This window comes from Flavobacterium shii, from assembly GCF_025847235.1.
GTDB lineage: Bacteria > Bacteroidota > Bacteroidia > Flavobacteriales > Flavobacteriaceae > Flavobacterium > Flavobacterium shii.
The window spans coordinates 142,948-169,500 of sequence record NZ_JAOZEW010000002.1 but is presented as its reverse complement, the minus strand read 5'-3'; the positions used below and the strand labels follow the sequence as shown (position 1 = coordinate 169,500).

Below are 26,553 nucleotides of genomic sequence, written 5' to 3'. Positions count from 1 at the left end.
AAGAAAAGCTTGTAGCGGAAAGCGGGAATAGCTCCTAAAAAAAATAATACAATGAAAAAAATAATAGTTTTAAGTTTGGTTTTAGTTTGTAATCTAACTTTTGGTATAACAGTAAAAGATAGTATTTCGAGCTTTACTTTCCAGCGCATGGCAATGATGGAAGATTTTGATTGCGATGCTTGCGGTTGTTCGGCAAGTGGTGGAAGCATGGGTTTTAGCTCGATGTTAAATACCAATTTTGTTGGTGTGCGTTACTTTCACCAAAGTTATACAAGTCGCGATGGGATTTTTGCCAACTCACCCTGGATAGATGAGAATTTTAATACGGTTCAGGCTTGGGCACGTATTCCAGTTAGCAAGAGAATCCAGATTTCGGCATTGGTTCCGTATCATTTTCATAATCGTACATTGGAAACTGGAACCGAGAGTATTTCGGGATTGGGAGATATTTCGGTAATGGGACTTTATACCATCTTTGAAACTCAAAAAGACAGTGCTGTTTTTACACATAAAATAGAACTTGGCGGAGGTGTAAAAATGCCTACAGGAAAGTTTAACGAAGCCAATAATCTAGGGACAGTTAATAAAAGTTTTCAATTAGGTACAGGAAGTTGGGATTATTTATTGGTTTCGGAATATGTAATTAAAAGAAAGAATTTAGGACTAAATACAATGCTGAATTACGTTATTAAAACCGAAAATGATCAGAAATATCAATATGGAAATCAGTTTAATTATGCGGGAACGTTCTTTTATTTGTTCGATTTACCATCAGTACAACTAGTTCCGCAATTGGGTTTTGCAGGGGAAGTTTATGCTACAAATAAGCAACATGGATTGGACTTGCCAAATACTGCGGGAGATATCCTTTTTGGTAAATTTGGCCTCGAGGTTGGGAAAGATAAATTCTCTGTTGGTGTAAATGCAATGCTTCCTATAAACCAGAATTTATCTAGGGGAGCAATGGAAGCTAATTACCGCTGGAGTGTAAATCTTAATTATACTTTGTAAATTAAGATTAAGAATGTTTCTTGGAGACTTCTATGTTAATGAACTAACAGTTTGTTGATATAGAAGTTTTTTTATGTGTGATAGTAAACGAAAATTTTATGTTGTCTTGATGGTTTTGTATAAATAGGTTTTTAAATTTGTGTAGATATCGAAAAATTAAAATAGATAGTATTAAGAGATAAAATGGAGTTCAATAAGAAAAATAAAAACCGCGTTCTTAAAGCCGTAAATGGCGAGATGTCTTATAAGAAATTAACTGCTCCAGAGTTGCATCAGTTTGTGCAACATTGGAATTATGATGACGGAATCGAACCTTTTAATTGGATTGTTAAGCAAAAGTTTTGCGACAAAGGAACGGCTCTGTGTTTATATTGGTTACTACAGCCTGATTATTTTTGCAAGTTTAAAAATGAAGATGAAATAAAAGAGGATATAAGCTATGAGAGTTATAAACTGCTAAAAGAAATCGAGGAGAAATATTGTACTGGTTTTTATGAAGATGAAAAATTTTCTTTTAACCCAAAAGAGGAATTTGTTGACGAAAAATCTAATACAAAATGTATTCCTAAGGAAATGCTTGAGGAATCAGGAGGAATTGTTTTTGAGCGCCAGGATATTGAATTTGCTTTTTTAAGAATGCCGAATGAAAAGGAATTAAAAACAATCGATACTAAGATAAAAGACGCAATAAAAATTATTCATATTTCAAATCCAGACTTTGTTTATGATCAAGCCGATGCTGCAATACAAGCAATAATAGAAAGTGTTGAATATTGGAAAGGAAAGGAATTAGGGAAGGTGAAAATTAATAATCTATCTTATTTATGGATGGATTGCATTTATAAAAAATACGATTGGGATTGGATAATCTGGGATTGGGAAACAGGGAATAATATAGGTATAACCAACTCAACAAAAGAACTAACTTGTCTTGCCGATACGATTATAAGACACACAATAGATGGGTTTCAGCCAGGTTCAATAATTTCTAATTTATATAAAGATTTGGCTGGAGTAAATAATTTTCATGATTTAAAAAGAGATCCATACAGTGGTATTGGTTTACTTTTTAGTACAGATCATTTGAAATTTAGAGAACAAAATAATTGAGGGTTATATGGATTTAAGATTGTAATAAAAAGTTAACCATATAAGTAATGTAAGTCCATTTAAGTTTAGGCTGATTAAGTCGCACTTATATTTACTTAAATTAATTATATGGTTAAAATAATTTCACTTTTAATAATGTCTAACATAATTGGAAATGCTTAATTTTACAGTCCAATTTTAATAAAATATAATATGCTTAAGAATAAAAATTTGTGGTTTGTAGTTTTGGTTTCTTTCATTTTTAACTTTGGTTTTGCCCAGGAAAATGAATACTTATTAAAGTTTAAAACTTCTAAAGAATTACAGCAGTTTTTAAATTATTCTAAAAAGACAATTCCGTTGGTAAGCGCGCACCGTGGTGGACCAACAAAAGGGTTTCCTGAGAATTGTACACCAACATTTGCCAATTCGATAAAATATAATCCTACGATTGTAGAGACAGATATTGCATTGAGTAAAGATTCGATTCTGGTAATGATGCATGATAACACATTGGACAGAACGACTACAGGAACAGGAGTAATCGAAGGATATACCTATAAAGAATTACAACAATTTTTCTTAAAAGATACCGAGGGGAAAGTCACGCCTTATAAAATCGAAACTCTAGACCAACTTTTACAATGGGGGAAAGATAAAGTAATTTATAATCTGGATATTAAAAAAGGAGTACCAGCGCAAATGATTATTGATGCAGTAAGAAGAAATAAAGCAGAAGCTTATTCGGTAATTATTACCTATACTGCAACTCAGGCTGCTGAGATTGCTAAACTGGCGCCAGATTTAATGATTTCGGTTTCGGCAAGAGGAAAAGAAGATGTGGAACGTATGGAGAAATTAGGTGTAAAAGCCAATAAAATGATTGCTTTTGTAGGTACTTCTGAACCAAAACCAGAAGTGTATGAATATTTACACAGTCGAAAAATTTCTTGTATTCTAGGGACTATGGGGAATCTTGATAAAAGTGCTGCTGCTAAAGGTGATGAACTATATTATAAACTAGTTGAGAATGGTGCCAATGTACTTTCTTCTGATCGTAATGTAGAAGCTGGGAAGCAGTTATTAAAATATGCAACCGATAAAAAATTAAAGTCCAAACATATCGTGATTCAGAAAATAAAATAAAAAAAAGAGCTTCATTTGAAGCTCTTTTTTTTGGCTCATAAATTTACTTTGCGATTAATTGTTTAATTTTAAGGGATAAACAAGTAAGTGTTCGGAGGTTCTAATTTTAAAGAAGCAAGATATGTATTTAGATAGAGTAGCAGGTATGAATAAGATAACGTTTTTCTCGGCTCAGCCTTATGATAAAACTTTCTTTAACAGACATAATTGTGAGTTTGGATTTGATTTGGAATTTTTCGAAACACAACTAAATAAGCATACCGTAAGTTTAATTCAGGATTCAAATATTATCTGTGTTTTTGTAAATGATATCGTAGATGAAATTGTGATAAAGCAATTAGCAGAAAAAAGCGTGAAGATTATCGCTTTACGTTGCGCGGGGTTTAATAATGTAAATCTGGAAGCTGCAAAGAAATACGGAATTCATGTATGTCGTGTTCCCGCTTATTCACCCGAAGCTGTTGCCGAACATGCAATGGCAATGATCTTGACACTGAATCGTAAAACTCATAAAGCGTATAATAGGGTTCGTGAACAGAATTTCTCCCTGAATGGATTATTAGGATTTGATTTGCATGGTAAAACAATTGGTATAATTGGAACGGGGAACATTGGGAAGGCGTTTTCCAAAATAGGAAAAGGTTTTGGCTGTAGAATTCTTGCTTATGATATAGTGAAAAATCCCGAAATGGAAAAAGACGGAGTTGTTTTTCCCGATTTAGATACTGTTTTTAAAGAAAGTGATATCATTTCGTTGCATTGTCCTTTAAACGAAAAAACAAAGCACATTATAAATAAAAACTCACTAACTCTAATGAAAAAGAGTGTTATGATTATTAATACAAGCCGTGGCGGATTAATAGAAACAACAAGTGTTATTGAAGCGCTTAAAGATGGTAAAGTCGGCTATTTAGGTATTGATGTGTATGAACAGGAAGAAAAATTGTTTTTCAGAGATCTTTCCGAAGACATTATAAAAGACGATGTAATCCAGCGATTAATGAGTTTTCCTAATGTATTGGTAACAGCGCATCAGGCTTTCTTTACGAGTGAAGCGCTAACACAAATTGTACTTGTAACTTATAATAATATTAAAGAATTACTGATAAGAAAAGATATCGAAAATAAATTGGCTTTGCTGGTTTAGTAACAAAAAAGAGCTTCATAATTGGAGGGCACTGAAAAAGTACTTCGAATGAGTAAAATGGAAATAATCAAAAAAGGTCGAAAACACTATGTTTTCGACCTTTTTTAATTATTATAAAGCCTTTTTAGTCGCAGAAAATCAAATTTGACTAAAAAAGAATTTAAAAAAAATCAAAGCCTTATTTAATAGCTTTTTTTGAGGTTTTTCAGAAAGGGGGACTTTTTCAGTGCCCTCCAATTATGAAGCTCTTTTTTTATTGTTTAATTAGAATTTTATCTAACATTTTTGGATTCTGACAGTTATCCCAAAATGCAATTACAATTAGTTTATTTTTAGTTGTCTTGTGTAAAATGTTATAATGACCCAAAGGCGAAGTCCTTATATCGATAAAATTAGTGGCAATATAAACTTCAGGATTGTTAACTAGAAACTTAACTCTTTGAGAAATCTCAAGGATAAATTTTTTTGAGTAAGTTGTTGATTTATTTCGTTTTGTTCAATAGCTTAATGTTTTTCTTCTTTGAAGTACAGCAGAGTGAGTCCAGACTATTGTTTTGTTAGCTATTCCAAATCCTCCTTGTCCAAATCTTCTTGCGAAATAAGTCTACCGTATTTTATATCTTCTTCACTTTTCTCTATGGAAGTAATTTCTTGTATGCTTAATTGATAAAATTCTAATCTTGGTTTATTATGCTTTTTTAAATTATCCATTAAAATAAGGTTTAATCAAGTTGTAGTTATGAATTTAGTCTTGGTATTGTTTTATTAATTTTTTCTTGTTCTTCCTTTATTTCTTTTCTCATTTGAGTTTTGAGTTGATTAAATGATAAATGATACTTTTCAGAAAAATCTTTTATTTCAGAATTGTGTTTTTCCATTTCTTCCAAAGTTAATGTCGTAAATTTAGGAAGAAAGTCATTTGTAAACTTTTTAAAAATTGAATTATAATTGTTTTTTACATTCTCAATTAATTCATATACTTCATCAGATGAATTTAATATTGAAGGTTGAATCTCTATATTTAATAAATGATATAAATCATTATATTTTTTTGATATGGAACTAAAATTTTCTTGAAATTTTTCATAAAATAATTCAAGTTCGCTAGTAGATTCAAGTTCATTGTTATATGACTTGTTTTTTTCAGAATTAAATTCAAAAACAGTAAGTAAAAAATCTTCAAAAATGAGATCATGTGTTTCTTTTGAATATTTGCTTATTATTTTTAGTAGATTCTCATACCCATTATGTTTTTGAGTATAAATAAATTCTGCTCTTTTATATTCAAGATCAATTTGTTTAAATTCTCTAATGTGTTTTAAATCAGCTTCTATCTCTCTTATTTTTTTGTAGCTAGCTAAATAGATTGCTGAAAAAGATCCAAGAAATGCTAATATTACGGGGATATATTTATAAAATAAATTCAAACTCAGACATAAAGTATATTTTAAAAGTTAGTCATTTTTAGACAAATATAGAACAAAAAAAATCTGCCCCGAAGAGCAGATTTGTGTATTATAAGTATGAAAAGTGGTTACCCAACCAATTCCACAAATTTGAATTCGCCTTCAACAGCAACTTTTGTCAAACCGTGTTTAGATAAGTTTTTCATAGACGCATCCCATTTTTTACCACTTAAATTAGCAGTAATTTTTAATTGCTGAAGATCCATTTTATTTTCATTTCCTTTCAATAAATCCAAGATAAATTTCTCTTCATCAGATAATTCAATAGTTTGTTTTTTCTCAGGACGCATTTGTGGGAACAATAATACTTCTTGTATAGATGCATTGTTTGTTAAGTACATAATCAAACGATCCATTCCGATACCCATTCCAGATGTTGGAGGCATACCATATTCCAGCGCTCTTAAGAAATCTTCGTCGATAATACCATTTGCTTCATCATCTCCTTTTTCAGACAAACGCATTTGATCTTCAAAACGCTCACGTTGGTCAATTGGGTCATTTAATTCAGAATAAGCATTTGCTATTTCTTTACCACAAACCATTAACTCAAAACGTTCAGTAAGTTCAGGATTATCACGGTGCTCTTTACATAAAGGTGACATTTCTTTAGGGTAATCTGTGATGAAAGTTGGCTGAATGTAATTTCCTTCGCATTTTGCTCCAAAAATTTCATCAATCAGTTTTCCTTTCCCCATTGTTTTATCTACCTCAATTCCCATTCCTCTTGCAGCATCAAACAACTCTTCTTCCGTTTTTCCAGAAATATCAAAACCAGTAAAATATTTGATAGAATCTGTCATAGTAACACGAGCATAAGGCGCTTTAAAGTTAATTTGGTGTTCGCCAAAAGTAACTTCGCTAGTTCCGTTTACTGCAATAGCACAATGCTCAAGTAAACCTTCAGCAAATTCCATCATCCAGTTGTAGTCTTTATAGGCTACATATATTTCCATTGCGGTAAATTCAGGATTATGTGTTCTGTCCATACCTTCATTTCTGAAGTTTTTAGAGAATTCATAAACACCTTCAAAACCACCAACAATTAATCTTTTTAAATACAATTCGTTTGCAATACGCATGTAAAGCGGAATATCAAGCGAATTATGATGTGTGATAAAAGGTCTTGCCGAAGCACCACCTGCAATTGATTGTAAAATTGGAGTTTCAACTTCAAGATAACCTGCATCATTAAAATAGTTACGCATAGCGGTAAACAATTTCGTACGCTTAATAAAGGTTTCTTTAACTTGTTGATTAACCGTTAAATCTACATAACGCATTCTGTAACGTAATTCAGCATCATTAAATGCATCGTGTACATTTCCGTCTTCGTCAACTTTAGGTAAAGGTAACGGACGCAATGTTTTACTCAAGAAAGTAAATCCATCTACACGTACACATTGTGCACCAACTTTTGTAGTAAACAATTCCCCTTCGATACCAATAAAATCACCTAAATCAGTTAATTTTTTAAATACAGTATTGTATAAAGTTTTATCATCTCCTTCACACAAAACATCACGATTCACGTATAATTGCAAACGTCCTTCGCTATCTTGCAATTCAGCAAAACAAGCTTTTCCCTGATCACGAACACTCATCAAACGTCCCGCAACAATAACCTTCTTACCTTCTTCAAAAGACTCCTTAATTTGCTTAGAAGTATGATTTACAGGAAAAAGATTCGCTGGATAAGGATTGATTCCTAAGTTGCGTAAGTTTTGAAGTTTCTCTCTTCGGATAATTTCTTGTTCTGATAATGCCATTTTGCGCTTTTTTTATAAGAGTGCAAAGATAAAGAAAAGAATGTAGATTTTAGAATGCAGGTTTTAGATTTTTTGTAGCAGCAATTTATTGTATTTCAATTCTCTTCTCTTAGGAACAAAGGAACAGAGGGACAAAGAAACAAAGACTCGGGTTGTGTGTAAAACATGCGTCGTCTCTAGAAGTAATTGGTTTAATAACGAGTAATCCTTCGACTCCGCCTCAGGAGGACAACGTGTGTATGATTAAATCAGCTGAAATCTTTCAAATCAGCGTGAAATAAAAACTTTGTGATTCTTTGTGGCTTTCTTTGTGAAACTTTGCGAGATAACTTTTTCTTACAAAACTTGTTTACATTAGCATTTTAAATTCTAAGCCTTTTAAATGAAAAATTATTTCTCCTTCCTTTTACTCGCAATATTTTTTACAAGCTGTCAAGTTACCGAAACAATACATTTAAACGAAGACGGTAGCGGAACTATCGAAACAATACAGTTTAGAGACGAACATAGTTATATGCTTTTGATGGGAGAAAAATATTCCAAAGAAGAAAAGTTTCAAGATACCACCTATGTTTTTCGAGATTTTATTACAAAATATAACGAAACGTTTTTAAAATATACACGACCAGAACAGCAGTTGTTCCAGAAATATGCCAATGCAAAAGTGAATGCAAGAATGAGTTCTTTTGATAAGGAATTTAAAACTATTATTACATTTTCTTTTACCAAAATAGATGCTGTTCCTAACTTATATAATACCGAAGATTATGCAAATGATCTTGAAAACAATTATGCACTTACGGCAGAAAGTCATTTTTTTGATATAAAATATAGTTTTGATGGAGCTATTTTTAAAAGAGCGGTAAAGGTTATTAATGAAGCTGAAATTGAGAAGAATAAAAGACAAATGGATCATTTTAAATCTAAATTCAACATCCTGAATTTCACGCAAACTTATACGCTCAAATATAATTTTCCTCGTAAGATAAAGTTGGTTTCTAATTCAGCAGCAATTCTTAGCTCAGACAAGAAATCAGTAACACTTACATTCCTGCTTTCTGATTGTTTAATGAATCCTGAAAGTACAAATCTAGAAGTTGTTTTAGAATAGAAATCTTGATGCATAGGGACTTTACATCTTACTACCTTTGCAGCTATTTTTTTAAATAGACTTCGTATCTTTGAGAAAAAATATAATCTACACATGAAATTAATCAAATTCTTTAGTCTTTCCCTTTTAATAGCGACATTAACAAGTTGCACTTTTACAGAAAATATTGATGTTACAGATAATGGGTCTGGTAAATTTTCGTTAGATATGGATGGTTCTGCACTTATGGCAATGGCAGGGCAGCAACTAGGAAACGAGGTTGGTGATGCAACAAAAAGTATAGATTCTACTTTTGCATTCAAAGAAATGTTCAAGAACAAGAAAGATAGTATTGCAAAACTTTCTCCCGAAGCGAAAAAAGAATTAGAAAAACTAGAAAATTTTGTAGTTCATATGAAAATGAATGTAGAACAAAAGCAACTTTTACTTGATTTAAAAACGAATTTTAAAAGCGTAAGTGAATTGCAGGATATGATGAAAACCATGAGTACGCTTCAGAATATCGAAAAGAGTAAATCTCCAGATAACAAGATGCCTTTTGATGGGGATTTTAGTAATAATAGTACAGTAAGTTTTAGCTACGATGGAAAAAAGTTTAATCGTAAGGTTACCTTAAATTCAAAAGAAACTAATAAACCTGTAGAAGATTCATTAGGAATGTATAAAATGATTTTTGCTTCTTCGACTTATATTATAAAATATCGTTTTCCTAAAAAAGTAAAGAAAGTTTCTAATGCAGATGCTATGTTTAGCGAAGACAGAAAAACAATAACGATACAATATCCATTTACAGATTATATGGAAAATCCAACTAAAATGGGACTTGAGGTAGAGTTTGAAAAATAATACAATGAACAAAAAAATCCAACTTCTAGATTTAGGTCAGAAAGATTATAAATCGACTTGGGAATATCAGGAACAATTATTTGCAGCTATTGTTGACTTAAAAATTAAAAACAGGAGAGAAGAACTTGATTTGCCAACTCCTAATTATTTCATTTTTGTAGAGCATCCACATGTATATACTTTGGGTAAAAGTGGCGATTTGAGCAATTTACTTTTGTCCGAAAAGCAACTAGAAGCCAAAGGAGCTACTTTTTATAAAATAAATCGCGGCGGTGATATTACGTATCATGGCCCTGGACAAATTGTAGGGTATCCTCTTCTGGATCTAGAAAATTTCTTCACCGATATTCATAAATACTTACGTTTCCTCGAGGAGTCTATCATTCTTACTCTTAAAGAATACGGATTAGAATGTGGTCGAAGCGAAGGTGAAACTGGTGTCTGGTTAGGCGTAGGAACACCGTTTGCCCGCAAAATTTGTGCACTTGGAGTACGTGCTTCGCGCTGGGTAACGATGCACGGATTTGCTTTAAATGTAAATGCCGATTTAGGTTATTTTGATAATATTATTCCGTGTGGAATTCGCGGAAAAGCCGTTACCTCACTTCAGGTAGAACTTGGTGTAGATAGAGTAGACGAAGCCGAGGTAAAAGCTAAAATCTTAAAACATATGGCTGAATTATTTGAAGCTGAATTTATTTAGAATAATATCTGGTTAGAGTTTTAAAAAGGAACGCAGATAATAGAGGTTGAAAAAAATATTTTTAATTAGTTTAATTTATTTGTTTTTAGTTTTTTATGTCTGGATTAATTTGTGCAATTTACAGCCAAAAAAAAGTAATACCATTTATTATTTTTTCATTGTCATGACTTACAAATGTTCTTTTATCAGGCTTGTTGGATTGTATCCAAATTGTTTTTTGAAGGCAAATGAAAAATGAGAAATATTTTCAAAGCCCAAATCAAGATAAATATCGGATGGTTTTTTTCTTTCTTTTTCAATTTGGAAATGAGCTTCCTGCAATCTTTTCTGCATTAACCAATGATTAGGAGTGTCATTAAAAATCTTTTTGAAATCTCTTTTAAAAGACGATAGACTTCTGCCTGTTAGGTATGCCAATCTTTCCAGGCTTACATTAAACTTATAATTTCGATATACAAACGCCTCTAAGTCTAATTTTTCGGGAATACTATGGTCAAATAACACACTGGAAATTTCGGGATTGGTTTGTAATAATATCAATAGAAGTTCTTCTCTTTTTACTTTGGAAAACGTTTCGTCTATGGTACCGCCCTCGTTGTAGTATGGCATCAGGGAATTTATAAAATTGGGTACTAAAGCATCTTTTTCAAGTAAGAAGAATGAGCTTTTAGAGTCCGATTTTACATTTATGATGTTGTGATTTTTCTTAAATTCGGCAAGAAAATCTTCATCAAAAACAACTACAACTTTTTCAAGCTTTCCATTGTATTTCTGTTTATTGTATTTTGCCAAATGATTTTTTCTCACAATGCAATAATCGCCTGCTTTAAGGAAATGCATCTTGTGTCCGTCATGTCCTTCAATTTCACCCACAGCCAGATATAAAAAGAAATGTTCTGGAATAAATTGTTCAGGAGAAATTTCGGGACCAATATAACATGATTTTATTTCTGAAATTTTCATCTTATTTTTGATTAATCGAATGCTAATTTACGTCTTTCCACCATTCTTTAAAAACTTGTGTATCATCATTTAGATTTACAATTTCACCTATCATAGGAGTCACCAATGGTAGATTAGCTGTTTTACTAAGTTCTGATAATTTGCTTAATGGTTCATCCCACGCATGCATTGCCAATTTGAATTTTGAAGAATGTACAGGAAAAAGTTTCTTGGTTTTTAAGTCTTGTGCAGCTTTTAATACCTGTTCCGGTAACATATGAATTGCTTCCCAAGCCAGATTATATTGTCCATTTTCCAGAATCGCAAAATCTATTGGGCCGTATTGTTCTCCAATTTTTGCAAAATGACTGTCATAACCGCTATCGCCTCCAATATATATTTTGATGCTTGGTGTTTGCAGAACATAAGACAACCATAAAGTATTGTTTTTGGAAAAACCTCTTCCCGAAAAATGTCTTGCAGGAGTTGTATATACTTTGAATCCATCTTCTAAAACAATGGTTTCATTCCAATCTTTTTCGATTATTTTGTCTGTAGGATATCCCCATCGTTCAAAATGACCTCCAACTCCAAGACCACAAATTACTTTTTTTACTTTAGACTTTAAAGCAATTATGGTTTCGTAATCTAGGTGATCGTAATGGTCGTGACTTATGAATAAATAATCAATTGTAGGCAAATCAGCAACTGTATAACCATTTGCACCTTTAAAAGAACTTACTGTTCCTGGTAATGGCGAAGCATTGCCACTAAATACTGGATCTACAAGAAAACGTTTTCCATCTATTTGCATGAAATATGAGGAGTGTCCAAACCAAATCAATACATCGGCATTTGGAGGGAGATTATGTAAATCGGTCTTTATAGATGGGATAGAGTCAACAGGCTCTCGTCGGGGATGATTTCCAAATAATTGGTCATAGAGAATACCTCCAAAACTATATCCTTTTGTAAGAGTGGGGGTGTCATGTGTATTTTGGAACTTACCATGGCTATAATTTGCCGAGGTTTTTATTAATTCTAAACGATTGCCTTCGGGTGCTTTTCCAAATTTTGGATGCATCATATATAAAAACGTAATCAACGTTAATACTGCCAGAATACTTATTACTATAATCATAATTCTTTTTGTAATTTTTAAAAACCGTTTCATGCGATTTATTCAACTATTAATTTGTTTTTAAGTGACCAAATTCAAGAATGCTTTTTGTAGTCGCTAATATTGCTTCTTCGTTACTTCTAGGATTCCATCCTAATAATTTTTTTGCTTTTTCGTTACTTGCATTATGATAAACTCCTACCAATGAAGCTATGGTCTTTTCCCGCTCATTAAATAAGGCCTTAAGATGGACTATCCAGTCAGGTCGTGTTTTAGAAGTAGCATGTTTTGTGACTTCAGGCATTTTTATTTTAAGTAGTTTCGATATCTCTAATAAGGAAATATTTTCTCCTCCCAATGCTAAAAACCGTTGTCCATTTGCAGCAGGATTTGTCATTGCTCTAATATGTAGGTCTGCGAGATCACGTACATCTACAATGTAGAAATTAATATTGGGAATGGATTTTGCGGAGCCGTCGATTAGTCCTTTAAATAATTGAAAACCACTTGATAAAATAGGGTTTAGTGATGGGCCAAAAATCCCCATTGGGTTAATTACGGATAGTTCTAATGTACCACCTTCTTTTTCTATAAAATCCCAAGCGGCTTTCTCTGCCAAAACTTTTGATTTATTAAAGATAGAAAGCCCTTTTTCGTTTGGATCTGTCCAATCCGCTTCTGTAATCAAAGTGGTTTTGTCTTTGTGGCTATAGCCAACAGCACTAAAATTTGAAGTCATTACTACGCGCTTAACTCCTGCATTTCTTGCCGCTTTTAGTACGCGTAAAGTTCCTTCAACAGCAGGTTTAATGATTCCGTCTTCATGTTTTGGCACTCTTAAAAAAATAGGAGATACAACATGTAGAATATAGTAGCAATCTTTTACAGCTTCATCCCAATTTTGATCTGAAGTTAAATCTGTAACAATAAATGATAAATTGTCAAAATTGGTGATGCCACCTTTTTTTAGCATTGCTATAACTTGGTCTTTTCTTACTACAGAAGGAATTGTTGTTCTTACAGAATAACCTTTTTGTAATAATTGCAGGACACAATGAATTCCAACAAATCCAGAACCTCCGGTTACCAACACTATTTTATTTGAATCTTCCATAAACTATCTAAATTGATCGTACAAAATTGCGAGAAAAAAAACAGTCTTACTTTGTTGAAAAGTCCAAATTTACTTTGTTGAAAAGTTCATTTTGAAAATTGGCTGTTCAATAAGAAAGATAAATTTTTTAATATCGGATAATGTTAAAAAATTTACTATCCGATATTAAGGTAAATGGTTTTCTTATTTTGTTTTAAAAATCCCATCTTTTTCTTTAAATGTCCACGCAGCCATTGCCTCGATGACAGGCAACAACCCATTTCCGGCATCACTAAGGCTATAAGTAACAAAAGGAGGGACAATAGGTTTTGCCTCTCTAATAACCAGATTGTCTGCTTCTAATTGTTTTAAGTGCTGGATAAGCATTTTCTCTGTTATCGCAGGAATAGCTCTCTTTAATTCGCTATAACGTTTATTACCTGTCGACAAATGGTAAATAATAATAGGTTTCCAGTATCCTCCTATTTTTTCCATCACATAAGTTACTGGGCATTTATCTAATGCATATTGTTTATTTTCCTGTATAGTCGATGATTCTTTGATTGCTGTCATGATACATACTTTAGGGTAAGTACTTGTGTAAAAGTAAGTACAAATATACCTTTGTTATTATAAATAAAAAAGAATTTAAGATGAAAATTATAATTTCAGGTTCTTTAGGGAACATAGGGAAACCATTGACAAAAATAATAATTGCGGCAGGACATGATGTAACTGTTATAAGCAGTAATGTCAATAGGAAAGCGGCTATAGAAGATCTAGGTGCACATGCTGCGATTGGATCGGTAAGTGATGTTGCATTTTTAAAAGAAACTTTTACTGGGACCGATGCTGTTTTTGCAATGACACCACCTAATATGGGAGGTTCAAATGTAATTCGTAATACGACTGATGCAGGTCAGGCTTTTGCAACAGCGATTAACGAGGCGGGAGTAAAGCGTGTAGTAATGTTAAGTAGTATTGGTGCCGATTTACCTGTGGGAAATGGTCCAATCGCAGGGCTTTATAACATTGAAAACTTGTATGATGCTCTTGATGATGTAGCAGTTACTTTTCTTCGCGCAGGATTTTTTTATACAAATCTCTATAATGATGTGCCTTTAATTAAAGGTGCTGGGATTATTGGAGCCAATTATCCTGCCGATCTTAGTATGCCTTTGGTACATCCTGTAGATATTGCTGAAGCAGCTGCCGAAGAATTACAAAAAACGTCGATTGGCAAAAATATACGTTACATTATAAGTGATGTACGCAAGGCTAATGAAATTGCAAAAGTTTTAGGTACGGCTATAGGTAAACCAGAATTACCGTGGGTAGAGTTTACCGATGAGCAGTCTTTACAAGGAATGATACAGGCAGGTTTGCCAGAAGAATTTGCTGGTTTGTATACAGAGATGGGAACTGGTTTGCGCAGTGGGAAGATTACAAATGATTTTCATAAAAGTAATTCTCCAGTAACGGGGCAGGTAAAATTAGAAGCTTTCGCAAAAGAATTTGCCGAGAAGTTTTAACAAAAATAATTGCGACTCGATTTATATGCAGTCGCAATTATTTTAAATTTTAATGGCTACTGGGATATTAATTAAGTACTTTTTAGCTTTTTCATAAAATCTCCAAATACAGGGAAAAAATCGCCAAACAGAGGATGCTTTCTGTTTTTAAGCATTACTTCACTGAACATTTTTAGTCCAATTGCAAATTCTGTGGCTTGATTTTTATCTTCAAATAGATTTTTCTCCCGAATTACTTCAATAATTTTAAAGATCTCATCATGATTTTCAAATTCCAGTTCTAATGGTTGTTGAGATAAGATTGTATCTTCTTTAGCCAAAGAAATTTGCTCCAAAGTAAGCTTGTATTTATTTGTTCGTTTTGTCATAACTATTTTTTTTGTTCCAAGACGGGTCTTTTTCTGTATTAATTCCCATTTCAAATAGAATCTTTACTTGTAGTTTCTCAAAATAACTCCAATTGATCTGGTAATAGTCTAAAAGTCATTCGGTGATATTTGGTAGGGCCATATTTACGGATTGCTTCGCGATGTTCTTTGGTTGGATATCCTTTGTTTTTTTTCCAGTTATACATCGGGAATTCTTCATGAATCATATTCATATATTCGTCTCGATAAGTCTTCGCTAATACCGAAGCTGCTGCAATACTTAAGAATTTAGCGTCTCCTTTAATGATACTTTGGTTAGGGATGGATTTTAATAATTCGATTTCTTCTTTGGAAAATTGCTTACCTACCGTATTTTTTAAACCCAGTTTTGCATTTAATAGTCTGTTACCATCAACAATAATAAATTCTGGAATCTGGCTCAATTTCAGGACGCATTCTTGCATTCCTTTCATTGAGGCATTTAGAATATTTATTTCGTCAATTTCTTTTGGATACAAATGAGTAACGGCAAATGAAATGGCTTGTTCCTCTATTATAGGTTTTAATTTTTCCCTTGCTTTTTCGGATAATTGTTTACTGTCGTTTAAGATTTTATTTTCGAAGTCGGGAGGTAAGATTACGGCTGCAGCGGTAACAGGGCCTGCAAGGCAACCACGTCCGGCTTCATCGGTTCCGGTCTCTAAATTATATCCAGAAAAATTGAGTTGAAGCATAGTTTTTTTTGAATTACAAATATTATAAAATTTTATCGGAAGTAAAATTAAAACGACAATTGAAACTTAAATGCATGCAGTCGAAATGTATCTCATTAGAAGCAAAAGCAAGATTAGACCAGATGCTGTTATGATTCTTTTTTGATTTAAAGAAAACTAATACTCTTTTAGATAGAACAGAAGTAATCATGACTCAGAAATTACAAGCCGAGTTATGATTATTGCTCTCGTAAAAAAAAGGGCAATGGTTAATTTCAAGAGCAGAAATTAATGCTAATCCATTATTAAAATAAAATGAGTTTTAGTTTTTGATATGAATTTGTATGAAATTTTTCGAGAAATAAATTGTTTTCTTTCTATTTGCCAATGTAATGGTATAATTTGCAGTGTTTTTTTATTTATATGTTTTTATAATTTACCTTTGCTTCACTAAAATTATTATCTATATATAACCCTTTCAAATGAGAATTCTTTTTTTTATTTATTTTTTAGTACTGCCGACACTATTATTTTCTCAGGAAAAAACAAATAATAAAAGCAATTTAGACATGAATGGCCAGCATCATGGTCTTAATGACACTATAAAAGCCAAAAAGAAAGTAGCAAGAGTAGATCAATATCGATTCATTACACTCGAGCGCGATACTACTTATGTAGATACATCGCTTACAATTCAAAAAGAATACAGTCATAATTATTTGCGAAAGGATAATTTTGGACTTTTGGCTTTTTCTAATATTGGGCAAACTTATAATACATTACAATATAGTCTGACAGATTTTAACCCATATCCGGAAATGGGATATAAAGCCAAGCATTTTAATTTTCTAGAAGCCAATGACGTTATTTATTATTCAGTTGCAACACCTTTGACCGAATTATATTTTAAATCTACAATTAATAAAGGACAAACATTAGATTCATTTATAACCCTGAATACTACAGAACGGTTTAATGTTTCTGCAGAATATAAAGGATTACGATCAGAGGGGAATTATATTAATCAGATGTCTAGTACAGGGAATTTTAAATTAACTGCCAGTTATAGAACTAAACATGGTCAATATTATATTAACGGGCATTATACTTATCAGGATATCCTGAATGAAGAAAATGGGGGGATAACAACACCTTCAGATTTTGAAAGTGGTAATCCAGACTATAAAAATCGTCAAAGGCTAGAAGTTTATTTAACCGATGCGAGATCCTTTTTAAAAGGAAAGAGATTATTTTTTGATCATGCTTACCGAGTAAATGAAACACACGGAAGTAATAATTTATATGTAACACACCAATTTAATTACGAGAATAAATTTTTTGAGTATAATCAGCCAACTGTTTTGTCAACTGTAGGAGGAACAAGGATTCTTCGATTTGGAGACTCTTATATGACGAGCGGAATTAACGATCAGGCTCATTATAATAAGATGTATAATAAGGTAGGGGTTGCTTATGAAAATGTACTCCTAGGAAAATTTCAGTTTTTTGTTGATGATTTTAGAAGTAATTTTTATTACGGAAGGGTTTTAATTTTTGATAATGGAGTTGTTATTCCTAGTTCATTAAGTCAGGATATTAATAGTTTTGGAGGTCAATATGAATATCAAAAAAATAAATGGAATGGAAGATTTTTATACTCAAGATCAGTAACAAAGGAATCTATTTCGGATTTGGAGGCGAAATTGAAATATCATTTCAGTGATAAAATTCAGTTCGTATTTCAATATCAAAATATAAGTAAGCTGCCTAATAATACTTATAATTTATATCAAAGTAGCTTTGTCGAATACAACTGGTCGAATAATTTTAAAAATGAAAAGATTAATTCACTTAGTGCTAGTGCAGTTACACCTTGGGTTAATATGTCATTTCAGTATTCAGTATTAAATGATCATTTGTATTTCGAAGATCAGTCTACAGTTGCAGAAGAAGCTGTGAGAACACAAATTATAAAACCGGCACAATATAATAATGCAATAAATTATTTAGAGGTAAAAGCAAGTAAAGAATTTAAATTTGGTCGATTTGCTTTGGATAATACGATTCTATATCAAAAAGTAGGTCAGTCGGACGCGATCTTAAATGTTCCGGAAATCGTAACAAGAAACACTTTGTATTATACCAGTTATTTCTTTAAGAAAGCACTTTTTTTACAAACTGGGATTGTGTTTAATTATTTCACAAGTTACTATGGTAACGATTATAATCCTGTAATAGGAGAATTTTTTGTTCAAAATAAAAAAGAAATCGGAAATTATCCGAACTTTGATTTCTTTATAAATGCAAGAATTAAACAAACTAGAATATTTTTAAAAGCAGAGCATTTTAACTCATCATTTTCTGGTAGTAATTACTATTCTGCACCTAATAATCCTTATCGTGATTTTGTAATCCGATTTGGTTTAACTTGGAATTTCTTCCAATAAAAATTAATTAATAATAAAGAGAACCGGACCTTATAATTTCCAAACTCAACAATAATGAATTACTCAAAGAATATCTTAGAAACAATTGGCAACACTCCGTTAGTCAAATTAAATAAAATTGCTGCCGAAATCGACGCATTAGTTTTGGCGAAAGTCGAAACCTTTAACCCAGGAAATTCTGTAAAAGATAGAATGGCAGTAAAAATGATTGCCGATGCCGAAGCCGATGGGCGCTTAAAGCCAGGAGGAACTATAATCGAAGGTACTTCGGGAAATACTGGAATGGGATTGGCATTGGTTGCTATTATAAAAGGATATAAACTTATTTGTGTGATATCTGATAAGCAATCCAAGGAAAAAATGGATATTTTACGTGCTGTAGGTGCAAAAGTTGTGGTTTGCCCAACCGATGTAGAGCCAACAGATCCTCGTTCATACTATTCAGTATCAAAACGTCTAGCCGAAGAAACTACAAATTCATGGTATGTAAATCAATATGATAATCCATCGAATTCATTGGCTCATTATGAGCAAACCGGACCAGAAATCTGGGAACAAACAGATGGTAAGATAACACATTTTGTAGTTGGAGTAGGGACTGGTGGGACAATATCTGGAGTTGCAAAATACTTAAAAGAAAAAAATCCAAATATTAAAATTTGGGGAATTGATACATATGGTTCTGTTTTTAAAAAGTATCACGAAACTGGTATTTTTGATGAAAACGAAATCTATTCATACATTACAGAAGGTATTGGAGAGGATATTTTACCAAAAAATGTTGACTTTTCATTGATAGATGGTTTTACAAAAGTAACTGATAAAGATGCAGCTGTTTACACAAGAAAAATTGCTCTGGAAGAAGGGATTTTTGTTGGTAATTCAGCAGGAGCAGCTATGAAAGGATTGTTACAACTTAAAGAGCATTTTACAAAAGATGATGTGGTTGTAGTTCTTTTTCATGATTCAGGAAGTCGCTATGTAGGTAAGATGTTTAACGATGATTGGATGCGTGAGCGTGGTTTCCTCGAAGAGAATGTCACCAAAGCAGAGGATGTTATAAAAGATCATATAGATAAACAATTGATTGTTGTTCGTACAGAAGAATTGGTTTCGCATGCTATCGAAAGAATGCGTAAATATAAAATATCTCAGATTCCAGTAGTCGATATTACAGGATTTGTAGGTTCTGTTGATGAGACAGATTTGTTTAGAAGTTATGTGGCAGACAAAAATGTAGCCGAAAAACCAATTAAAGAAGTAATGGGCAAGCCTTTTCCAATTGTAAAAATGGGTACTTCAATAGAAGAAGTCTCTAAGTTGTTTACCAAAGAAAATGATGCTGTTTTAGTTGATCTTGGAAACGGGAATCACCATATTATTACAAAATATGATATCATTGGTTCTATAAAATAAACTTTAAATTATTTAGATGAAATAGCCACAAATATAGCGGAAGACTTTGCTGTATTTGTGGCATTTTTGACTTAAAAACAAATAAAAATGACTTTTACTGCTATAGATTTTGAAACTGCTATTGGACACCATCCATGTTCTGTGGGTATAGTCACGGTAGAGAATGGAGTGATTGTAGATGAATTTGTTACTTTAATTAAGCCTCCCAAGAATGAATATTCGCCATTTACGATTAGAGTTCATGGGATTTATCCTCGAGATACAATAAATGCAAAATCATTTACAGAAGTTTATCCAGAAATAAGGAAACGCTTAGAAAATAGGGTTGTTGTTGCCCATAATGAAAGCTTTGATCGCAATGTTTTGGTTAAATCTATGGAGTTGTATGGATTTAATTATGCTGATTTAAATATAGCTTCACGTTGGGAATGTACTGTTAAAATATATAAAGCCAAAGGCTTTAAACCTACCAAATTGAGTGATTGTTGTCGAGAAATGAAAATACAACTAAATCACCATGAAGCATTGTCTGATGCTCGTGCTTGTGCTAAATTATATTTATTGAGGTAATTTTCCTTCATTTTAACTTTTTTTCGTTTACTTTAGTCGATCCTTAAAAGACTAAAGAAATGAAAGAAGATTTTCTGCATTACCTCTGGAAGTATAAGAAGTTCGATACTTTAAACCTCAAAACGTATAATAACGAAGAACTTACCATTATCAATGTTGGACAGTACTTGGAATTGGCTGGTCCTGATTTTTTTAATGCCCAAGTTATAATTGAAGATCAAAAATGGGCAGGAAATATAGAGATTCACTTAAAATCTTCAGATTGGTATCTGCATCATCATGAAAAGGATAAGGCATACGAAAATGTAATTCTACATGTTGTTTGGGAGCATGATACCGAAATTTTTAATCAAAATAATTCAGAAGTTCCAGTTTTGGTTTTGAAGAGCTATGTTTCCGAAGAAATTATTAAGAATTATAAAACGTTGATTGTTCCTAAATCTTGGATTTTTTGCGAAAAAGAAATCAAAAACATTGATGGTTTTTCATTCATTAATTGGCAGGAACGTTTGTTTTTTGAAAGATTAGAGCGTAAATCAAAACCTATTTATGATTTTTTGGCACTAACAAATAATGATTGGGAAGCAGTTATGTTTTGTTTTTTGGCGAAGAATTTTGGCTTAAATACCAATGGGAATTCATTTTTGGAATTAGCACAATCGATTCCGTTTACTATAATTCGAAAAGAAAGTTTTGAGGTTGAAAATCTGGAAGCATTACTTTTTGGAAATGCTGGTTTATTAGACGTAGAAAAAGAAGATAATTATTTTAAAGATCTAAAGTTTAGGTATTTTTATCTTTTGCATAAATATCAATTTGATAAGGTACATGTCGAACCAGTTCAGTTTTTTAAACATAGACCTGATAATTTCCCAACAATTCGCCTTTCGCAACTAGCTAATTTATATCATAAGCATCAAAATTTATTCTCTAAAATTATTGCATTAAAGACAGTTAAGGATATTTATGATTTTTTATTAGTTACAGTTGCTCCGTATTGGCAAAGTCATTATCAGTTTGATAAAGAAAGTCCATATAAATTAAAGAAAACAGCTCATTCATTTGTTGATTTACTTATTATAAACACGATTATTCCGATCCAGTTTGCTTATGCTAAAAAGCGAGGAGAAGCTATATCTGAAGATTTAATAGCACTTTTAAATGAGATTAAACCAGAAAGAAACTCGATTATAGATAAGTTCTCGTCATTCGGAATTTACGCTGGTAATGCCTTCGAAACACAGTCTTTATTGCAGTTGAAAAATGAGTATTGTAATAAAAATAGATGTCTGGATTGTGTTGTTGGAATGGAGTTACTAAAGGGGAATTAGGAAATTAGGTAATTAGAAAATTGCTTGATTAGTTAATTTTGTACTTTTGTCTAGCAATTAATAACAAACATTTATGTCAGCAATTCTCAAGCTAAAATTCTTTTTTGAAAAATATGGTTTTCATGTATCTTCGAGATTAGCCGATAAGTTGGGAATGCGAGTTACAAGTGTCCGTTTATTCTTTATATACATATCATTTGTTACTGCTGGATTATGGTTTGGGGTGTATTTAACTTTAGCATTCTGGATTAGGTTAAAAGATTTAATTAGAGCCAAAAGAACTTCAGTTTTTGATTTGTAACTTGTTTTGCTCCATAAAAAAATGGATTATAAAGTATGTACTTTATAATCCATTTTTATTTTAATCTTGAGGAATATTATTTCCTTGGATTGTTTAATTTACTGTTTTTCTTACCATAAGTAAAGTAGATAGCAATACCTAAAGCCATCCAGATTACAAGTCTTACCCAGCTTTCGTTTGGTAAAGAATACATTAACGCCAAACAGATTACAATACCTGCAATTGGTACGAAAGGTACTAATGGAGTTCTGAAAGATCTTGGAGCATCCGGCATTTTTTTACGCATTACCATAACACCTATACATACTAATACAAAAGCTAATAAAGTACCAATGCTTACCATATGTCCTAAATCGCTTACAGGAACGAATCCAGCAAATAAACTTACAAATACTAAAAAGAAAAGATTAGTTTTCCAAGGAGTTCTGAATTTTGAGTGAATTTCACTAAAAAAAGATGGCAATAATCCGTCTTTGCTCATAGTGTAAAACACACGGCTTTGTCCCATTAGCATTACTAATATTACGGATGTATAACCAGCTAAAATAGCAACGATTAGACCTGTTTGTAAAAAAGTATAACCAGTTTTTGCAAATGCTGTTGCAGCAGGTTTAGCATCACCAGCAAACTCATAATAAGGTACAAGGCCAGTCATTACGTGAGCAAATAAAACATATAATATAGTACAGATTACCAAAGATCCTAAAATACCAATTGGCATTCCTTTTTGAGGATTTTTTGCTTCTTGTGCAGCGGTAGAAACAGCATCAAAACCAATGAAGGCAAAAAATACAGTACCAGCACCGGCAGCTATACCAGACCATCCAAACTCGCCAAAAACACCTGTATTTTTAGGAATATATGGAGTATAGTTTGCAGTATCGATATAACCCCATCCTAATACTATGAATACAATAACCACAGTAACTTTTAAAACTACTAGGAAGTTGTTTATAGATGCGGATTCTTTAGTACCTCTTATTAATAATAATGAAAGCAATGAAACTATAATAACGGCAGGAAGGTTAATCATTCCGCCTTCTATAATTGTTCCGTCACTTAGTTTTAATGTTTCCCAGGGAGAACAAATTAAATTATGCGGAAGATGAATGTTATATTTATTAAGTAATTCGAGTAAATAACGCGACCAACTTACACCGACTGTTGCGGCTCCTAATGCATATTCTAAAACTAAATCCCAACCTATAATCCATGCCATAAATTCACCCATAGTTGCATAAGAGTATGTATAAGCACTACCAGCAACAGGTATCATCGAAGCAAATTCTGCGTAGCAAAGACCTGCAAAAGCACATCCTATGGCAGCTAGAATAAAGGATAATGTAACTGCAGGTCCAGCATGTTCAGCTGCGGCAATTCCGGTTAATGAAAATAATCCGGCTCCGATAATTGCACCTACACCTAGTGCCACTAATGACCCTGAAGATAAGGTTCTTTTTAAGCCTTTTTCAGATTCGGAAGCTTCATTAAGCAATACCGAAAGTGGTTTAGTTTTCCAAATTGACATATATTATTTTGGTTAATTGTTATTAAGCTCCAAATGTATTCTTTTTTATAAAAAATAAAAACAATAAGTGCATTTTAAGTTATAAAATAATTAAAATTCTACGAAATTGTTTGTTAATCGCACATTTCGTATTACAAGGTATCTAAATAGTTTTGTATTTGATGATAAAATTTTAAATATTTTCTTACGAAATAAATGGTTTTTGACTTAATTTACAGCTTCAAGTTAAATCAAGTTTAGATCAAAAATGGATTTTAGAAAAATTGCTCCTTATTTTAAATTTAGTAAAGAACAGCGAATTGGCATTGTTTTGCTTTTTGCAATAATTATTTTTTTGCAGTTGGTTTACTTCTTTGCGGATTTTAGTCTGCCTTCGCAATTTTTTCCTGAAAAAGAAAGATGGATGTCTTTGCAGAGGGAAATTGATTCAATTAAAATTGCGAGTAATAATAAGGAAGGGAAAATATATTTGTTCAATCCTAATTTTATTACAGACTATAAAGGATATAAACTTGGTATGTCTGTAGAAGAGATTGATAGATTGCTGGATTTTCGAAAAGATAATAATTATGTTAATTCTCCAAAAGAGTTTCAACAAGTGACCAAAATTTCCGATTCATTATTAAATGTGATGATTCCGTATTTTAAATTTCCGGATTGGATAAATAACAAGAAAGAACCCAAAGAATATAAAAAATATCCCAACGTGAAGAATTTTGTCAAAAAAGAAAAAATAATATTATCGGATATAAATTTAGCAACTCAAGAAGATTTAACGAAAGTTTTTGGAATAGGAGAGGCATTGTCTTTGCGAATCTTAAAACAAAAAGAAAGTTTCGGATACTTTGTTTCAATGGAACAACTCGATGATGTTTGGGGGCTTTCGCCCGAAGTGATTTCGAATTTAAATACTCATTTTAAAGTTTTCGAGCTTTCTAAATTCAAAAAAATAGCTATAAACGATGCTTCATTAAAGGAGTTGGGAGTCTTTCCTTATTTTAGATATGCACTTGCAAAACAAATCGTCACTTATCGTAGTATGAACGGAAATATAAAGAATGTTGAGGATTTGATAAAAATTAAGGGCTTTCCTGTTGAAAAAGCAAATATAATTGGTTTATATTTGGAGTTCTAAAAATATAAGAATGAATTTTGATTATAACGAAACGCAATTAATGATTGCTCAGTCCATAAAAGAATTTGCCGAAAAAAATATCCGTCCTTATATAATGGAGTGGGATGAAGCGCAAATATTTCCAATTCCATTATTCAAAGAATTAGGAGCGATGGGTTTTATGGGAGTTCTGGTTCCAGAAGAATATGGTGGTTCAGGATTGGGTTATCATGAATATATAACTATTATAGAAGAAATTTCCAAAGTTGATCCTTCAATTGGTTTGTCTGTTGCGGCTCATAATTCATTATGTACGAATCATATTTTAACATTTGGTAACGAAGAGCAAAAGAAAAAGTGGCTTCCTAAGCTAGCTACTGCCGAATATATTGGAGCTTGGGGTTTAACCGAGCACAATACAGGCTCTGATGCAGGAGGAATGAGTACAACTGCTGTTAAAGATGGAGATCACTGGATTGTAAATGGAGCAAAGAACTTTATTACGCATGCTAAGTCAGGTGATATTGCTGTAGTTATAGTGCGTACTGGTGAGAAAGGAGATTCTCGTGGAATGACTGCTTTTGTATTCGAAAAAGGAATGCCGGGTTTTACTTCAGGGAAAAAAGAAAATAAGCTAGGAATGCGTGCAAGCGAAACAGCCGAATTGGTTTTTGATAATTGCCGAATTCCAGATGCGAATAGATTAGGTAATGTAGGAGAAGGATTTATTCAATCTATGAAAATACTAGATGGAGGAAGAATTTCTATCGGAGCATTGTCTTTAGGAATTGCCAAAGGTGCGTATGAAGCTGCTTTAAAATACTCAAAAGAAAGATATCAGTTCGGGCAGCCAATCAGTAATTTTCAAGGTATTTCTTTTAAATTGGCAGATATGGCGACCGAGATAGAGGCTTCTGAGTTGCTATTGCATAAGGCTGCATTCTTAAAAGAGCAACATAAGCCGGTTACAACTATGGGGGCAATGGCAAAAATGTACGCATCCGAAGTATGTGTAAAAGTGGCCAATGAAGCTGTTCAAATCCATGGTGGATACGGGTATACCAAAGATTATCCTGTAGAGAAATTCTATAGAGATTCCAAGCTGTGTACTATAGGTGAAGGAACTACCGAGATTCAAAAAGTAGTAATCTCTAGAAATTTACTAAAAGAGTAGTATAATGATTCGGGCGTGCCCTTAAAAAAATAAAGAAGCCATTCACTAGATTGTTGAGTGGCTTCTTTATTTTTTTAAGGTCGGGTTTTTCATTACAATCTTTTATGTTCTTAAAGGAAGAACATAAAAGGATTTCCATTGCAACCCCTCACGCATTCATGGTTATCATAGGGCTTTGTAAAGTGGATGACTTCTTTAAGGTATAAGGTGTTTGTAATAATGGTAGAATTTTCTGTAGAGGATTTGTTGTAAAAATAAGGGCTAAAGTCTTTCTTTAAAAATAATTTATAATTTATAACTCATAATCCATAATTAATATATACTTTTGCACACTTAACGAAAGGGGGTGTCAATATTATGTTAATTATACCAATTAAAGACGGAGAAAATATCGATAGAGCATTAAAGCGCTATAAAAGAAAATTTGATAAAACAGGAACTGTTCGTCAGTTAAGAGCACGTACTGCTTTTATTAAGCCTTCTGTAAAAAATAGAATCAAAATTCAAAAAGCTGCTTACATCCAAAACATGAAAGACAACTTGGAGAGTTAGATAAAATCTATATTCAAATAAATACCGTTAGTCATCAAAATTTTATAACTTTGATGCTAGCGGT

26 protein-coding genes are annotated in these 26,553 nt (G+C 32.2%); 16 read left to right on the top strand and 10 right to left on the bottom strand.

Features of this window, described 5'->3' with window-relative positions:
- Positions 1-51 precede the first annotated feature (51 nt).
- From OIU83_RS02845 to OIU83_RS02830, 4 genes are all read left to right on the top strand, one after another.
- Entirely contained in the window at positions 52-1,011 is a 960-nt protein-coding gene (locus tag OIU83_RS02845) for a transporter (RefSeq protein ID WP_264204761.1), read from the top strand.
- Positions 1,012-1,194: 183 nt separating this feature from the next.
- Entirely contained in the window at positions 1,195-2,121 is a 927-nt protein-coding gene (locus tag OIU83_RS02840) for a DUF4274 domain-containing protein (RefSeq protein WP_264204760.1), read from the top strand.
- A gap of 192 nt (positions 2,122-2,313) precedes the next feature.
- Positions 2,314-3,246: a glycerophosphodiester phosphodiesterase family protein gene (locus OIU83_RS02835; protein ID WP_264204759.1), complete on the top strand. Its 933-nt coding sequence runs from the start codon at positions 2,314-2,316 to the stop codon at positions 3,244-3,246.
- A gap of 121 nt (positions 3,247-3,367) precedes the next feature.
- On the top strand, positions 3,368-4,393 hold the full coding sequence (locus tag OIU83_RS02830) for a 2-hydroxyacid dehydrogenase (RefSeq protein ID WP_264204758.1): 1,026 nt from the start codon (positions 3,368-3,370) through the stop codon (positions 4,391-4,393).
- 561 nt (positions 4,394-4,954) lie between these two features.
- Here the strand turns inward: OIU83_RS02830 and OIU83_RS02825 are convergent.
- The 3 genes from OIU83_RS02825 to lysS form a co-directional block, all read right to left on the bottom strand.
- The gene (locus tag OIU83_RS02825; RefSeq protein ID WP_264204757.1) at positions 4,955-5,104 is read right to left on the bottom strand and encodes a hypothetical protein; all 150 of its coding nucleotides are present in this window, start codon (positions 5,102-5,104) and stop codon (positions 4,955-4,957) included.
- 26 nt (positions 5,105-5,130) lie between these two features.
- The gene (locus OIU83_RS02820; RefSeq protein WP_264204756.1) at positions 5,131-5,820 is read right to left on the bottom strand and encodes a hypothetical protein; all 690 of its coding nucleotides are present in this window, start codon (positions 5,818-5,820) and stop codon (positions 5,131-5,133) included.
- A gap of 107 nt (positions 5,821-5,927) precedes the next feature.
- Positions 5,928-7,628 carry a lysine--tRNA ligase gene (gene lysS / locus OIU83_RS02815; RefSeq protein WP_264204755.1) on the bottom strand — a complete coding sequence of 567 codons (1,701 nt, stop codon included), beginning with the start codon at positions 7,626-7,628 and terminating at the stop codon, positions 5,928-5,930.
- Between the two features lie 382 nt (positions 7,629-8,010).
- Here lysS and OIU83_RS02810 point away from each other — a divergent pair, with 382 nt between their 5' ends.
- The 3 genes from OIU83_RS02810 (at position 8,011) to lipB (ending at position 10,288) form a co-directional block, all read left to right on the top strand.
- Positions 8,011-8,739 carry a hypothetical protein gene (locus tag OIU83_RS02810; RefSeq protein ID WP_264204754.1) on the top strand — a complete coding sequence of 243 codons (729 nt, stop codon included), beginning with the start codon at positions 8,011-8,013 and terminating at the stop codon, positions 8,737-8,739.
- Positions 8,740-8,832: 93 nt separating this feature from the next.
- Positions 8,833-9,585: a hypothetical protein gene (locus OIU83_RS02805; protein ID WP_264204753.1), complete on the top strand. Its 753-nt coding sequence runs from the start codon at positions 8,833-8,835 to the stop codon at positions 9,583-9,585.
- Between the two features lie 4 nt (positions 9,586-9,589).
- Positions 9,590-10,288 carry a lipoyl(octanoyl) transferase LipB gene (gene lipB, locus OIU83_RS02800; protein ID WP_264204752.1) on the top strand — a complete coding sequence of 233 codons (699 nt, stop codon included), beginning with the start codon at positions 9,590-9,592 and terminating at the stop codon, positions 10,286-10,288.
- Between the two features lie 168 nt (positions 10,289-10,456).
- On the opposite strand, the gene OIU83_RS02795 is transcribed toward lipB, so the two are convergent.
- The 4 genes from OIU83_RS02795 to OIU83_RS02780 all read right to left on the bottom strand — a co-directional run bounded on the left by OIU83_RS02795 (position 10,457) and on the right by OIU83_RS02780 (position 14,016).
- The gene (locus OIU83_RS02795; RefSeq protein WP_264204751.1) at positions 10,457-11,251 is read right to left on the bottom strand and encodes a helix-turn-helix domain-containing protein; all 795 of its coding nucleotides are present in this window, start codon (positions 11,249-11,251) and stop codon (positions 10,457-10,459) included.
- 22 nt (positions 11,252-11,273) lie between these two features.
- Positions 11,274-12,371 carry an MBL fold metallo-hydrolase gene (locus OIU83_RS02790; RefSeq protein ID WP_264204750.1) on the bottom strand — a complete coding sequence of 366 codons (1,098 nt, stop codon included), beginning with the start codon at positions 12,369-12,371 and terminating at the stop codon, positions 11,274-11,276.
- Positions 12,372-12,420: 49 nt separating this feature from the next.
- Positions 12,421-13,464, bottom strand: coding sequence for an SDR family oxidoreductase (locus tag OIU83_RS02785; RefSeq protein ID WP_264204749.1), 1,044 nt, complete (start codon positions 13,462-13,464; stop codon positions 12,421-12,423).
- 183 nt (positions 13,465-13,647) lie between these two features.
- Entirely contained in the window at positions 13,648-14,016 is a 369-nt protein-coding gene (locus tag OIU83_RS02780) for a winged helix-turn-helix transcriptional regulator (RefSeq protein WP_264204748.1), read from the bottom strand.
- A gap of 80 nt (positions 14,017-14,096) precedes the next feature.
- Here OIU83_RS02780 and OIU83_RS02775 point away from each other — a divergent pair, with 80 nt between their 5' ends.
- Positions 14,097-14,975 carry an NAD(P)H-binding protein gene (locus OIU83_RS02775; protein ID WP_264204747.1) on the top strand — a complete coding sequence of 293 codons (879 nt, stop codon included), beginning with the start codon at positions 14,097-14,099 and terminating at the stop codon, positions 14,973-14,975.
- Positions 14,976-15,046: 71 nt separating this feature from the next.
- On the opposite strand, the gene OIU83_RS02770 is transcribed toward OIU83_RS02775, so the two are convergent.
- Positions 15,047-15,343: a DUF3861 domain-containing protein gene (locus tag OIU83_RS02770; RefSeq protein WP_264204746.1), complete on the bottom strand. Its 297-nt coding sequence runs from the start codon at positions 15,341-15,343 to the stop codon at positions 15,047-15,049.
- Positions 15,344-15,420: 77 nt separating this feature from the next.
- Positions 15,421-16,077: a ribonuclease HII gene (locus tag OIU83_RS02765; protein WP_264204745.1), complete on the bottom strand. Its 657-nt coding sequence runs from the start codon at positions 16,075-16,077 to the stop codon at positions 15,421-15,423.
- A gap of 461 nt (positions 16,078-16,538) precedes the next feature.
- Here OIU83_RS02765 and OIU83_RS02760 point away from each other — a divergent pair, with 461 nt between their 5' ends.
- From OIU83_RS02760 to OIU83_RS02740, 5 genes are all read left to right on the top strand, one after another.
- Positions 16,539-18,503, top strand: a complete 1,965-nt coding sequence (locus OIU83_RS02760) for a putative porin (protein WP_264204744.1) — start codon at positions 16,539-16,541, stop codon at positions 18,501-18,503.
- Between the two features lie 54 nt (positions 18,504-18,557).
- Complete coding sequence (locus OIU83_RS02755) at positions 18,558-19,919, top strand: pyridoxal-phosphate dependent enzyme (RefSeq protein WP_264204743.1); 1,362 nt, start codon at positions 18,558-18,560, stop codon at positions 19,917-19,919.
- Between the two features lie 87 nt (positions 19,920-20,006).
- Positions 20,007-20,489: a 3'-5' exonuclease gene (locus tag OIU83_RS02750; RefSeq protein ID WP_264204742.1), complete on the top strand. Its 483-nt coding sequence runs from the start codon at positions 20,007-20,009 to the stop codon at positions 20,487-20,489.
- Between the two features lie 59 nt (positions 20,490-20,548).
- On the top strand, positions 20,549-21,820 hold the full coding sequence (locus OIU83_RS02745; protein ID WP_264204741.1) for a DUF2851 family protein: 1,272 nt from the start codon (positions 20,549-20,551) through the stop codon (positions 21,818-21,820).
- Positions 21,821-21,893: 73 nt separating this feature from the next.
- Entirely contained in the window at positions 21,894-22,121 is a 228-nt protein-coding gene (locus tag OIU83_RS02740) for a PspC domain-containing protein (RefSeq protein ID WP_264204740.1), read from the top strand.
- Between the two features lie 76 nt (positions 22,122-22,197).
- Here the strand turns inward: OIU83_RS02740 and OIU83_RS02735 are convergent, their stop codons facing one another.
- Positions 22,198-23,649 (bottom strand): amino acid permease, encoded by a 1,452-nt coding sequence (locus OIU83_RS02735; RefSeq protein WP_264204739.1) that lies wholly within the window; start codon positions 23,647-23,649, stop codon positions 22,198-22,200.
- A 247-nt stretch (positions 23,650-23,896) separates the two neighbouring features.
- On the opposite strand from OIU83_RS02735, the gene OIU83_RS02730 reads away from it, so the two are divergent.
- The 3 genes from OIU83_RS02730 to rpsU all read left to right on the top strand — a co-directional run bounded on the left by OIU83_RS02730 (position 23,897) and on the right by rpsU (position 26,489).
- Complete coding sequence (locus OIU83_RS02730; RefSeq protein ID WP_264204738.1) at positions 23,897-24,784, top strand: ComEA family DNA-binding protein; 888 nt, start codon at positions 23,897-23,899, stop codon at positions 24,782-24,784.
- 10 nt (positions 24,785-24,794) lie between these two features.
- Positions 24,795-25,937 (top strand): acyl-CoA dehydrogenase family protein, encoded by a 1,143-nt coding sequence (locus OIU83_RS02725; protein ID WP_264204737.1) that lies wholly within the window; start codon positions 24,795-24,797, stop codon positions 25,935-25,937.
- A 357-nt stretch (positions 25,938-26,294) separates the two neighbouring features.
- Positions 26,295-26,489 (top strand): 30S ribosomal protein S21, encoded by a 195-nt coding sequence (rpsU, locus tag OIU83_RS02720; RefSeq protein WP_039111382.1) that lies wholly within the window; start codon positions 26,295-26,297, stop codon positions 26,487-26,489.
- Positions 26,490-26,553: the final 64 nt, after the last annotated feature.

Bases quoted from the DNA above. Each gene is read 5' to 3' on its own strand.
- OIU83_RS02785 (WP_264204749.1), bottom strand. From the start codon at position 13,464: ATGGAAGATTCAAATAAAATAGTGTTGGTAACCGGAGGTTCTGGATTT.
- OIU83_RS02795 (WP_264204751.1), bottom strand. From the start codon at position 11,251: ATGAAAATTTCAGAAATAAAATCATGTTATATTGGTCCCGAAATTTCT.
- OIU83_RS02775 (WP_264204747.1), top strand. From the start codon at position 14,097: ATGAAAATTATAATTTCAGGTTCTTTAGGGAACATAGGGAAACCATTG.
- lysS (WP_264204755.1), bottom strand. From the start codon at position 7,628: ATGGCATTATCAGAACAAGAAATTATCCGAAGAGAGAAACTTCAAAAC.
- lipB (WP_264204752.1), top strand. From the start codon at position 9,590: ATGAACAAAAAAATCCAACTTCTAGATTTAGGTCAGAAAGATTATAAA.
- OIU83_RS02780 (WP_264204748.1), bottom strand. From the start codon at position 14,016: ATGACAGCAATCAAAGAATCATCGACTATACAGGAAAATAAACAATAT.
- OIU83_RS02745 (WP_264204741.1), top strand. From the start codon at position 20,549: ATGAAAGAAGATTTTCTGCATTACCTCTGGAAGTATAAGAAGTTCGAT.
- OIU83_RS02740 (WP_264204740.1), top strand. From the start codon at position 21,894: ATGTCAGCAATTCTCAAGCTAAAATTCTTTTTTGAAAAATATGGTTTT.
- OIU83_RS02805 (WP_264204753.1), top strand. From the start codon at position 8,833: ATGAAATTAATCAAATTCTTTAGTCTTTCCCTTTTAATAGCGACATTA.
- OIU83_RS02765 (WP_264204745.1), bottom strand. From the start codon at position 16,077: ATGCTTCAACTCAATTTTTCTGGATATAATTTAGAGACCGGAACCGAT.
- OIU83_RS02810 (WP_264204754.1), top strand. From the start codon at position 8,011: ATGAAAAATTATTTCTCCTTCCTTTTACTCGCAATATTTTTTACAAGC.
- OIU83_RS02770 (WP_264204746.1), bottom strand. From the start codon at position 15,343: ATGACAAAACGAACAAATAAATACAAGCTTACTTTGGAGCAAATTTCT.
- OIU83_RS02830 (WP_264204758.1), top strand. From the start codon at position 3,368: ATGTATTTAGATAGAGTAGCAGGTATGAATAAGATAACGTTTTTCTCG.
- OIU83_RS02790 (WP_264204750.1), bottom strand. From the start codon at position 12,371: ATGATTATAGTAATAAGTATTCTGGCAGTATTAACGTTGATTACGTTT.
- OIU83_RS02840 (WP_264204760.1), top strand. From the start codon at position 1,195: ATGGAGTTCAATAAGAAAAATAAAAACCGCGTTCTTAAAGCCGTAAAT.
- OIU83_RS02730 (WP_264204738.1), top strand. From the start codon at position 23,897: ATGGATTTTAGAAAAATTGCTCCTTATTTTAAATTTAGTAAAGAACAG.
- OIU83_RS02725 (WP_264204737.1), top strand. From the start codon at position 24,795: ATGAATTTTGATTATAACGAAACGCAATTAATGATTGCTCAGTCCATA.
- rpsU (WP_039111382.1), top strand. From the start codon at position 26,295: ATGTTAATTATACCAATTAAAGACGGAGAAAATATCGATAGAGCATTA.
- OIU83_RS02755 (WP_264204743.1), top strand. From the start codon at position 18,558: ATGAATTACTCAAAGAATATCTTAGAAACAATTGGCAACACTCCGTTA.
- OIU83_RS02750 (WP_264204742.1), top strand. From the start codon at position 20,007: ATGACTTTTACTGCTATAGATTTTGAAACTGCTATTGGACACCATCCA.
- OIU83_RS02835 (WP_264204759.1), top strand. From the start codon at position 2,314: ATGCTTAAGAATAAAAATTTGTGGTTTGTAGTTTTGGTTTCTTTCATT.
- OIU83_RS02845 (WP_264204761.1), top strand. From the start codon at position 52: ATGAAAAAAATAATAGTTTTAAGTTTGGTTTTAGTTTGTAATCTAACT.
- OIU83_RS02825 (WP_264204757.1), bottom strand. From the start codon at position 5,104: ATGGATAATTTAAAAAAGCATAATAAACCAAGATTAGAATTTTATCAA.
- OIU83_RS02760 (WP_264204744.1), top strand. From the start codon at position 16,539: ATGAGAATTCTTTTTTTTATTTATTTTTTAGTACTGCCGACACTATTA.
- OIU83_RS02735 (WP_264204739.1), bottom strand. From the start codon at position 23,649: ATGTCAATTTGGAAAACTAAACCACTTTCGGTATTGCTTAATGAAGCT.